General features: G+C 63.1%; 1 protein-coding gene. It reads right to left on the bottom strand.

Going from position 1 to position 1202, the window contains the following annotated elements; translation table 11 throughout:
• Window positions 1-1156: IS30 family transposase (locus AU465_RS33075; RefSeq protein WP_210325372.1), on the bottom strand; the 1156-nt coding region annotated here is incomplete at its 3' end.
• Window positions 1157-1202: the final 46 nt, after the last annotated feature.

Raw genomic sequence — 1202 nt, 5'->3', positions numbered from 1 at the left:
CCGCGTCGATCTTGAGACGATCATGCTGAGCCATTTCGGCTCCCTGATCCCAGGTCAGCGAACGACGCAACTCTTCGGGCAAGGTGATGATGGTGCGCGTAATCGCGTCACGCACGGCTTCAGCTCCGTGTCCTGCGAGAGCAGGGCCATTCTTCATGCGCGGAGCTTCGCCATGCCCCACGAGCCGGGGAAGATGCAGTAGCATCGTGAAGCGCGTCGTGCGCTCGACCAATGTGCCGATCGCCGAGCTGCCAAGACCAAGGATGAGGTCTCCCTCCCAATGTCCCGGCACCGCTCGATCGGCCGCTTCGGCGGGACGCTGACTGATCATGATCTCCGGTGAGACAAAGCCCTTGCCTCGCCTACCTACGCGCGCCCTGGGGACCCGTAATACACGTCCTGTTCGCAAGCAGGCCGTCAGCTCGCGGCGCAGCACTCCGCGGCCCTGAACGAAGAGGGCCTGATAGATGGCTTCATGGCTGATGCGCATCGTCTTGTCGTCCGGGAAGTCGATCGGCAAGCGTCGGGCAATCTGCTCCGGGCTCCAGGCCTTGGCCCATCGCCGATCCTTTCGCGGGCCATGCCGGCGGCCCTTCCACGGAACGGTGGGACCATGAACGAGAACGCCGCTCGGGGCCACGACAACGCCAGCGAGTCTCTCCTCCACATAAGTGCGCAAGGTTGCATTGAACGCAAGCTTGGTCGGCTTGGGCCGACGGGCCGATCGATCCGCATGCCATTGGGCTGTCGATGCACGATACTCCAGGCCACCGCTGCGCGTAGCGGCATTGCGTCGTAGCTCGCGGGAGATGGTCGAGGCGGATCGGCCAAGTTGGCGTCCGATCTCGCGTCTCGAAAGGCCCTGAATGCGAAGTAGTGCGATCTCCTCACGTTCCACAAACGAGAGGTACCGCCCGGACGGCGGCTTGGTCGAAGATCTGAACATCGCTGGTGCCATGCCGCCCGCCTGTCGGAACAATCTGGTACCGACAGGCTGCGACATACCAGCCGCCAATGCAGCATCCTCGCTGGTCATTCCTTGCGCGATCCCCAACCAGAATCGCTGGAGTTCAGATCGTCCCGCTACTGGCGGCCGTCCCGGTGACGGCAGCGGCGCTCGTCCAGAACGGTGTGACCGTCGCTTTCGAATGTCCATCGCAACCTCCTTCGTTCAGGTGTTGCGACGACCGCTTGAATCCGCC

The organism is Mesorhizobium silamurunense, assembly GCF_014843905.1.
Lineage (GTDB): Bacteria > Pseudomonadota > Alphaproteobacteria > Rhizobiales > Rhizobiaceae > Mesorhizobium > Mesorhizobium silamurunense.
The sequence above is the reverse complement of the archived record's forward strand: the minus strand, read 5'-3'. Positions and strand labels throughout refer to the sequence as shown.